This window comes from Acidiplasma cupricumulans (assembly GCF_001402935.1).
GTDB lineage: Archaea > Thermoplasmatota > Thermoplasmata > Thermoplasmatales > Thermoplasmataceae > Acidiplasma > Acidiplasma aeolicum.
Window position 1 is genome coordinate 1 of record NZ_LKBH01000271.1, and the last position, 7,628, is coordinate 7,628.

A 7,628-nucleotide genomic window follows, 5' to 3' on the forward strand; every position below is an offset into this window, starting at 1 on the left:
ATATATATAAATTGTGAGTGTTTATCTCAGGTACAGAATTTTGATAATGTTTGAATTTCATAAAATCAAATGATATTTTTTACAACACAAAACTATAAATAATTGTTTTCATTTTAAATTGTAAGGGGAGCCATTAAATTGGCTGAGAGGATTGGGATCGACCCTTGGAACCTGATCCGGGTAATGCCGGCGGAGGGATGTTATGTATGAGGATGCTGGTTATAATGATATAAGGAAAAATTTGGATTATCACCATTGGAATAAACAAGATTCACTCATACTGACAACAATGATATCAACATTTTTTATATGGGGCGTTGTCTTAAGCATAGCACCTTTAATAACAACATGGCCTTTTATACCAAAATATTTTGATGAATACATTATATTATCATCACCATCAGGACTGCTATCAGGAAACTTTCTTTTGGGATATATTTCTGACAGGTACGGCAGGAAAAAATTATTTCTCTTAACAGTATTTTTAACATCTGCCGGTCTTCTTGCCATTGCACTCATTAAAAATCCCTACCTTATAATATTATCTGTTTTTACTGCAGAATTTGGGCTTGGAGGGGATGAAACAATATCATTATCATATTTATCAGAGCTTATACCCCTGAAATACCGTGGGGCGGTGCTGGTTGAAACATCAAATGTGGCAAATGTTTCCATAGTTGTTATGGCTGCAATTTTTTTATTTATACCAGACTCTGTTTATGCTGATAAACTATCCCTTCTAATAATTGCAATTTCAGGATTTTTTATATCATTAATCGCAAGGCTAAAATTAAAAGAGAGCATACGTTGGGATTATTTAAATAAAAATACAGAAAAACAGAGGGTTAAAATTAATTTTTCAAACTCCATAAAATTTTTATCATTATCATTCATAGCAATAACCATTGTTGTTGGCTTTGCCTTTTCAAGCCTTGTTCTTGGCCCATTTGAATTTCCGCAGTACTCATCTCTTATAATATTTGGCTCAACACTTGGCGGGACATTAACCGGTTTAATAGGTGGAATTTACATCGGTAAATCCAGAAGAAAAATTGTATCACTGCTGGGCTATACCGGTATGTTTATTATATGGATTTTACTTTTAATCTTCATAAAATTTGTTCTGTCAAACATATATATACTTATATTTATGATAGCTGTAAGCGGCATATTCGGCGAGCTTGGCTGGGCATCAAGGGAGATGCTGGAGCCTGAAAACTTTGAAACGCTGCACCGCGGCACCGGCATTGGTAGCGTAAGGACTGTTGGATACTTTATATACATAATTTCAGTGTTTTTGCTTGTTAATAAATCAATTTATTTTTACCTTTATTACCTTTTAATAATATACCTAATAGGTTTCATCGGGTCTGTGCTTTATTACAAATATGGCAGGGAAACAAGAAAAAGCAGTGTTCTTTAAATCCATATTTTTATTTTAACAGTATTTATATATCCAATCAAATTTATTAATATGAATACAATATTTAAATGTGTTATGCATTGGAATAAGCAATAAAAAGATAGTGGGATACCCAAATATAATGAATCTACTTAAATCTGGTGTTGAATCATTATTTTTAATAGATTTTGATGCAATTCATAAAAGGGTTTTAAACCTGGAAATATACGAAAAACTATCCAAATTTTTTGACCTCACCGTTATGAACTATCCGCAGACCGAGGAGGATCTAATGGATACAATAATCAGCGGGGCCACATATGTTATAATAAACAATAATCTAACATATAAAAGGATACAGAGCTATTTATCATACACGCAGAACATTGGAATTAACTATGATTACAACGATACATGTGTTTTTTTCAGCCAGAACGGCGGAAATATATACCTGACAAATAAACAGGTAATGCTTCCATATAGGCTTGCCTTTAACTACGGCCCATTTGATCTGCCAAATTCCATAAAACTTGAAAATTACCCATCCTCATTCATTTAATCTTTAATCTGGGAATCATTTTTGTTATTTTAAATATTATTTTTGGAATACTTTAGATATTATTAAACAATTAGGATGCAATGAATCTAAATGTGGATATAGGAATTAAAATTTCGAATCCCTTTATCCTGGCCTCCGGAATTCTGGATGAAAACGGCTACACAATGAAAAGAATTCTAGAAAATGGTGCGGCCGCGGTAGTTACAAAGTCCATCGGAACATCTGAAAGGCAGGGATACAATCCTCCAATTATATATGAAAATGACCCTGTATTTTTAAATGCTGTTGGCCTTTCAAACCCCGGCATAGACAATTTTAAAGATGAGGTAAAAATAGCCCTCGAATCCGGAAGGCCTGTAATAGGAAGCATTTTTGGAAAGGACGCCCCTGAATTTTCAGAACTTGCCAAAAAAATGGAGTCATACGGTGTTTCTGCCATAGAATTAAATTTATCATGCCCGCATGTAAACGGCTATGGCATGGAGGTTGGATCAGATCCTGACCTTGTCTATGAAATAGTATCTGAGGTTAAGTCAAGAGTAAAAATACCGGTTTTTTCAAAGCTGAGCCCAAACACATCAAATATACTCGAGGAGGCAAAGGCTGCTGAAAAATCAGATGCGCTTGTATTAATAAACACATTAAAGGGCATGGAAATAGATATAGCATCGAAAAAACCTGTTCTTAGCAATGTATACGGTGGTTTATCCGGAAAATGCATTAAGCCTGTTGGAATAAGATACGTTTATGAGGTAAAAAAGGAGACCGGAAAGACAGTTATAGGCGTTGGTGGCATAGAAAATGTTAATGATGCCATAGAATACATTATGGCCGGTGCATCTGCAGTTCAGATCGGAACTGCAATTTACAGGCATGGAATAAAAATATTTAATGAACTGAACTCTGGATTAATAGAATACATGGATAAAAATGGAATAAGTAATATTAATGATATGATAGGGGTGGCCATAGCATGAATCATTCCATAGTTTACAGCAATGTAAGGATTAATGAAAGCACGCATTCATTGAGATTTTTCATGGAATCTCCAGTACATCCGGGCCAGTTTATTATGATCTGGGCACCGGGGATAGGTGAAATACCCATATCCTTTTCATCTGTAAATAATCCGGTTGAAATTACCGTAAAAATTTATGGAGAACCATCAAAATATATTGCAAACCTCATGCCGGGAGAAAAAATTTTTTATCGCGGGCCATATGGAAGGCCATTCACCGGTGTAACTGGAAAAAAGCTAATTATAGGTGCAGGAACAGGAATTGCACCGTTAATGCCACTTGTTGATAACATGACATCAGGAATATTATCCGCAAAAACAAAAAATGATCTGATATTTACAGACAGAATTAAAAATTTATATGTTGTAACAGACGATGGAACACTTGGAATAAAAGGTTTCGCGGTTGATGCACTTAAACAAATGGATATAAACGAATTCGATATGATATATGTATGCGGCCCGGAGATAATGATGAAATCCGTTTATGATTATTTATTAAACAAAACAGACAGGGTAGAATTCTCACTGGAGCGTCCAATGAAGTGCGGTATAGGCATATGCGATTCATGCTCAATCAACGGCATTCAGGTATGCAGGGACGGCCCTGTATTTTCAATTAAAGATTTAAAAAATATGGATGAATTTGGCAGAACAAGGCTTTCATTCTCCGGAAAAAGGATTTATCTTTAAAATTGTTTATATATTATTATAAAATTATATATCATGGTCTCACTGGAGGAGTCATGTGTTTTTAACCGCGGTGGCATATGCTATTTTCTTGAATCATCCACATCAAAATGTTCGTTATGCTTCAATTTTAAAAGTTTTACAAAATACGGAAGCAGGAGGAAGATATATTATAATTTATTTGACTATATAAAATCCACCGGGTCACAGGTTGCCTTTCCAAAGGGTGATGAGGAGCAGGAAACCCTTGAGTAGTTATTGAAATTTTATATTATTAATTTAAAATCCATAATTATTAAAAAATAAGATTAAATTTATATGTATTTTAAACATACAATCAGAATGGGAATAACCGACCATCTTGCAAATAAGAGAACATTCCTTGCATGGGTTAGAACTGGCATAGCACTCATGGGCTTTGGTTTTGTAATCTCAAAGTTTGAAATTTTTATTCACATATTAAATAGATCATCATATAATAATATTGGAAACTCACTAATAGCCGGGGAGATTATGATAATTCTTGGCATTGTTACCATAGGCTATGGCCTCTATGAATTTCTATCAAATGAAAAGGATATAGAAAATAATAATGTAAATTCAAGAAAGGTTGAATCAATAGTATTTTCAGCCATTATAATTGGCATGGCAATACTTCTTCTGGTATTTATTGTTTAAAAATACTATTATAAAAATTTTTAATTAATATGTTTAATTCTTCGGCCTGCCCCTTAAAACGATCTCTCTGAGCTCACGGCCGACCTGCTCCTCAAGGGAATTATCAAGGTCATCCATTAATGCCTGGAGGTGTTTTGATCCCTCATCGTATTCCTCTATCCATTCACTGGCAAATTTTCCACTCCTGATCATTTCGGCCTTCTCCCTCATTCTTTTTTTGACCTCATCGTTAATTATATATGGCCCAACGGTAAGCCCGCCATACTTTGCAGTATCTGAAACTGCCCTGAGCATGCCTGAAAGCCCCTTATCATATATCTGGTCTGTGATCAGTTTCATCTCATTTATTGCCTCAAAATATGCCATCTCCGGCCGGTATCCAAGATCAACTATGGTCTGAAATGTTGCCCGGAGCATTGCGGTGAGGCCGCCAACAAGGTCAAGCTGCTCACCCATTAGGTCTGTCTCTGTCTCCTCCCTGAATGATGTTTCAAGCACGCCTGCCTTTGTTGCTCCAAGCCCCTTGGCTATGGCCAGGGCCTTGTTCAGGGCATTTCCTGAATGATCCTGATGAACGCCTACAAGCACCGGAACGCCGCCGCCCTTAACGAAGAATTCCCTTACAGACGGCCCTGGTGCCTTTGGGGCTGCCATGTAAACATCAACATTTTCTGGTGGAACAATCAATTTATAGTGTATGTTAAAGCCATGTGCAAAGACCAGGTCCATGCCATCCCTTAAAACAGGCATAACCTTTTCTGTATATATCTTTCTCTGCACCATGTCCGGAACAAGGAATATAACTATATCAGAATCCTTCAATGCATCCTCTGTTTTTTCCGGTGTTATGCCATCAGAAACTGCCTGCTTCCATGAATTGCCCTGCCTTTCAAGACCAACATGAACATTCAATCCGGAGTCCCTAAGGTTCAGTGCCCAGGCCCGGCCCTGGCTGCCGTATCCCAGTATTGCTATCTTCTTATTCCTTATGTAATCAAGATTTGCATCATTTTCAGTGTATACCTTACCAAGTATCTTACCCAACAAGCTCACCCCATTCATATTTTTCCGATTTTTTAAAATTAATGTTAAATTTATTTACATTATAATCCTCCAAGACCTCGACATTGTCAACATCAACTGTCTTGCTAAGTGTCATTATTGCTATATTCATATTGCCGAGATTGTACCTGTCGTAAAGGGACAGGTAAACCGTGCATTCATTTTCATCATTGCATTCCGCATTCATCCATTTTATATCAACCCAGAATTTTCTAAAATTGGCTGCAATTCTCTCAAGCAGCCCCGGGTCTCTATAATTGGCCGTTACCTTTATTACCTTTTCTTGGGTCACTTACTATCACCTCGCTTAATTTTCCTCCCGGCGGTAATGTCGGAAGGGCCAGCTCCTCCTTATTAACCGGCACCCTGATGACTGACGGCACATTCTCATGCATTGCCCTTTTTATGGCCTCTGCAATGTCATCATATGTTTTTGCATCATATGCATCGGCACCGAAGGATTCTGCATACTTAACTATGTTTGGAGAATTGCCGTAATCAACGCCAACTATTCTCCTATTCTGGAACATGTCCTGAACCTGTCTAACAAGTCCAAGAGTCCTGTTGTCGTTTACCACCGCTATTACCGGTATGTTCTCATCCACTGCGGTGGCAAGGTTGTTTCCTGTCATCATAAAAGACCCATCACCGTCATAGTCCAGAACAACCTTATCCGGCCTGCCGACCTTTGCCCCCATTGCAGCAGGAAGCCCAAAGCCCATTGTGCCCATTCCAGTGGATGAGAAGAATGATCTTGGCTCAAGATTTTCCCAGTAAACCTCTGCCCACATCTGGTGCTGGCCAACACCTGTGGTTAATATTGCATCCCTTGGCAGCGAATCCCTCAGCGTCTTTAGTATTCTCCACGGCCTTAAGTGACCGTCATCCGGTGGATGTGAAAACTGTGAATAATACTCCTTTAGCTCATTTACCCTTTTGTTCCACTCATGGTTCTGGTGCTTGCTTCCCAGAAGGGCCATGGCATTTAATAATTCTGAGACTAAAACCTTTGCATTGCCCTGAAGCTCTATGTCAGGCTTTATGCCCTTATTAAAATCTGTCGGGTCCAGATTTATTGATATGAATGTTTTCCTTGTATCCTTCATTTCATCGTACGATGTGAATGTACGGTCGCTAAACCTTGCACCTATGGCAACCATGACGTCAGATTCAAGTGCCACCATGCTTGCCTCTGCACGGCCATAGTAACCCATGGCACCAACATATAATGGGTAATCAGCAGGTATTACTGATTTTCCGGGAAGCGTTGATACTATTGGGCACCCGATAAATTCAGCAAGCCTCATTATTTCATTGGTTGCATTGGCCCACATTGCCCCGGTTCCAACTAAAAGCACGGGTCTTTCTGCATTTAATAATGCATTTGCAGCCTGCCTTAATTTGTCCTTATTTACAACGGTTCTGAATGGCCTGTAATGAACCCTTGGCTCTTCTGGATAATTAACATTATCTATGTCCTCGAGCTGTATGTCCCTTGGTACATCCATTACCACCGGCCCTGGCCTTCCAGTGGAGGCTATGTAAAATGAGTTTTTCACCCATAGCGGTATCTCATTGATATCCTTTATCTCAACGGCATATTTGGATACCGGGAATGAGGCGCCAAGGGTATCAGATTCCTGAAATGAAAGCTTCCCCATAGAGCTTCTGTTAACACCGCCTGTTATAGCAACAACCGGTGAGGAATCCTGGTATGCCGTGATCAATCCGGTGATCAAATTGGTCACACCAGGACCGGATGTCGCAGTGCATACACCAGGTATGCCTGTGGCACGTGCAAAACCGTCAGCAGCGTGCACCGCTGCCTGCTCATGCCTCATCAGGATATGCCGGAGCTCGCCATTGTTGACATCCTCAAAAAATGAGTCATACATTGGCATGTTGTATAGCCCCGGTATTCCAAAAATATTTTTTACACCCTCCCTTTTCAGGGATTCCACTAAAAGCCTAGAACCCTTCATTTACATCACTTTCTTTAAAAACAAACCCAGTAGCATGCATTATACCAAAAAAACCGCCACAGATGTTAGATAAACCTTTTCATCCCATACATATTTATTCACCACCCCATGCATTAGCACGACACAGGGTAATCTCTATTAATACTTAATACTATTTAAATATTTCTCAATATTTTATGGAAATATGTCCCAATTTTAAATTTTTAATAATTTTTTTCCTGTACATTACATTATTTA

The 7,628-nt window shown here is 38.2% G+C and carries 9 protein-coding genes and 1 riboswitch; of the genes, 6 read left to right on the plus strand and 3 right to left on the minus strand.

Going from position 1 to position 7,628, the window contains the following annotated elements; translation table 11 throughout:
• Window positions 1-113 precede the first annotated feature (113 nt).
• Window positions 114-215, plus strand: a riboswitch (TPP riboswitch).
• From AOG55_RS07370 to AOG55_RS07395, 6 genes are all read left to right on the plus strand, one after another.
• Window positions 203-1,423, plus strand: a complete 1,221-nt coding sequence (locus tag AOG55_RS07370; RefSeq protein ID WP_048101401.1) for an MFS transporter — start codon at window positions 203-205, stop codon at window positions 1,421-1,423. Its footprint overlaps the riboswitch before it by 13 nt.
• 121 nt (window positions 1,424-1,544) lie before the next feature.
• Window positions 1,545-1,961 carry a hypothetical protein gene (locus AOG55_RS07375; RefSeq protein WP_231563411.1) on the plus strand — a complete coding sequence of 139 codons (417 nt, stop codon included), beginning with the start codon at window positions 1,545-1,547 and terminating at the stop codon, window positions 1,959-1,961.
• Window positions 1,962-2,041: 80 nt separating this feature from the next.
• On the plus strand, window positions 2,042-2,938 hold the full coding sequence (locus AOG55_RS07380) for a dihydroorotate dehydrogenase (RefSeq protein WP_048101399.1): 897 nt from the start codon (window positions 2,042-2,044) through the stop codon (window positions 2,936-2,938).
• Window positions 2,935-3,672 (plus strand): dihydroorotate dehydrogenase electron transfer subunit, encoded by a 738-nt coding sequence (locus tag AOG55_RS07385; protein WP_048101398.1) that lies wholly within the window; start codon window positions 2,935-2,937, stop codon window positions 3,670-3,672. The genes AOG55_RS07380 and AOG55_RS07385 overlap by 4 nt, the downstream gene beginning before the upstream one ends.
• Before the next feature lie 33 nt (window positions 3,673-3,705).
• Window positions 3,706-3,924 (plus strand): hypothetical protein, encoded by a 219-nt coding sequence (locus AOG55_RS07390; RefSeq protein WP_055041105.1) that lies wholly within the window; start codon window positions 3,706-3,708, stop codon window positions 3,922-3,924.
• Between the two features lie 87 nt (window positions 3,925-4,011).
• Window positions 4,012-4,347, plus strand: coding sequence for a YidH family protein (locus AOG55_RS07395; protein WP_048101396.1), 336 nt, complete (start codon window positions 4,012-4,014; stop codon window positions 4,345-4,347).
• A gap of 33 nt (window positions 4,348-4,380) precedes the next feature.
• Here AOG55_RS07395 and ilvC read toward each other — a convergent pair whose 3' ends face one another.
• From ilvC to AOG55_RS07410, 3 genes are read right to left on the minus strand one after another with little or no spacing between them, the layout of a single operon-like run.
• Window positions 4,381-5,391 carry a ketol-acid reductoisomerase gene (gene ilvC, locus AOG55_RS07400; RefSeq protein WP_197065851.1) on the minus strand — a complete coding sequence of 337 codons (1,011 nt, stop codon included), beginning with the start codon at window positions 5,389-5,391 and terminating at the stop codon, window positions 4,381-4,383.
• On the minus strand, window positions 5,384-5,701 hold the full coding sequence (locus AOG55_RS07405) for an ACT domain-containing protein (RefSeq protein WP_048101394.1): 318 nt from the start codon (window positions 5,699-5,701) through the stop codon (window positions 5,384-5,386). The genes ilvC and AOG55_RS07405 overlap by 8 nt, the downstream gene beginning before the upstream one ends.
• A complete protein-coding gene (locus tag AOG55_RS07410) occupies window positions 5,661-7,391 on the minus strand; it encodes an acetolactate synthase large subunit (protein ID WP_055041106.1) in 1,731 nt (576 codons plus the stop codon). The genes AOG55_RS07405 and AOG55_RS07410 overlap by 41 nt, the downstream gene beginning before the upstream one ends.
• Window positions 7,392-7,628 lie beyond the last annotated feature (237 nt).

Excerpts from the sequence above, each read along its gene's own strand:
- AOG55_RS07370 (WP_048101401.1), top strand. The coding sequence starts at position 203 with ATGTATGAGGATGCTGGTTATAATGATATAAGGAAAAATTTGGATTAT.
- AOG55_RS07390 (WP_055041105.1), top strand. The coding sequence starts at position 3,706 with ATGGTCTCACTGGAGGAGTCATGTGTTTTTAACCGCGGTGGCATATGC.
- AOG55_RS07410 (WP_055041106.1), bottom strand. The coding sequence starts at position 7,391 with ATGAAGGGTTCTAGGCTTTTAGTGGAATCCCTGAAAAGGGAGGGTGTA.
- AOG55_RS07375 (WP_231563411.1), top strand. The coding sequence starts at position 1,545 with ATGAATCTACTTAAATCTGGTGTTGAATCATTATTTTTAATAGATTTT.
- AOG55_RS07395 (WP_048101396.1), top strand. The coding sequence starts at position 4,012 with ATGGGAATAACCGACCATCTTGCAAATAAGAGAACATTCCTTGCATGG.
- AOG55_RS07385 (WP_048101398.1), top strand. The coding sequence starts at position 2,935 with ATGAATCATTCCATAGTTTACAGCAATGTAAGGATTAATGAAAGCACG.
- AOG55_RS07380 (WP_048101399.1), top strand. The coding sequence starts at position 2,042 with ATGAATCTAAATGTGGATATAGGAATTAAAATTTCGAATCCCTTTATC.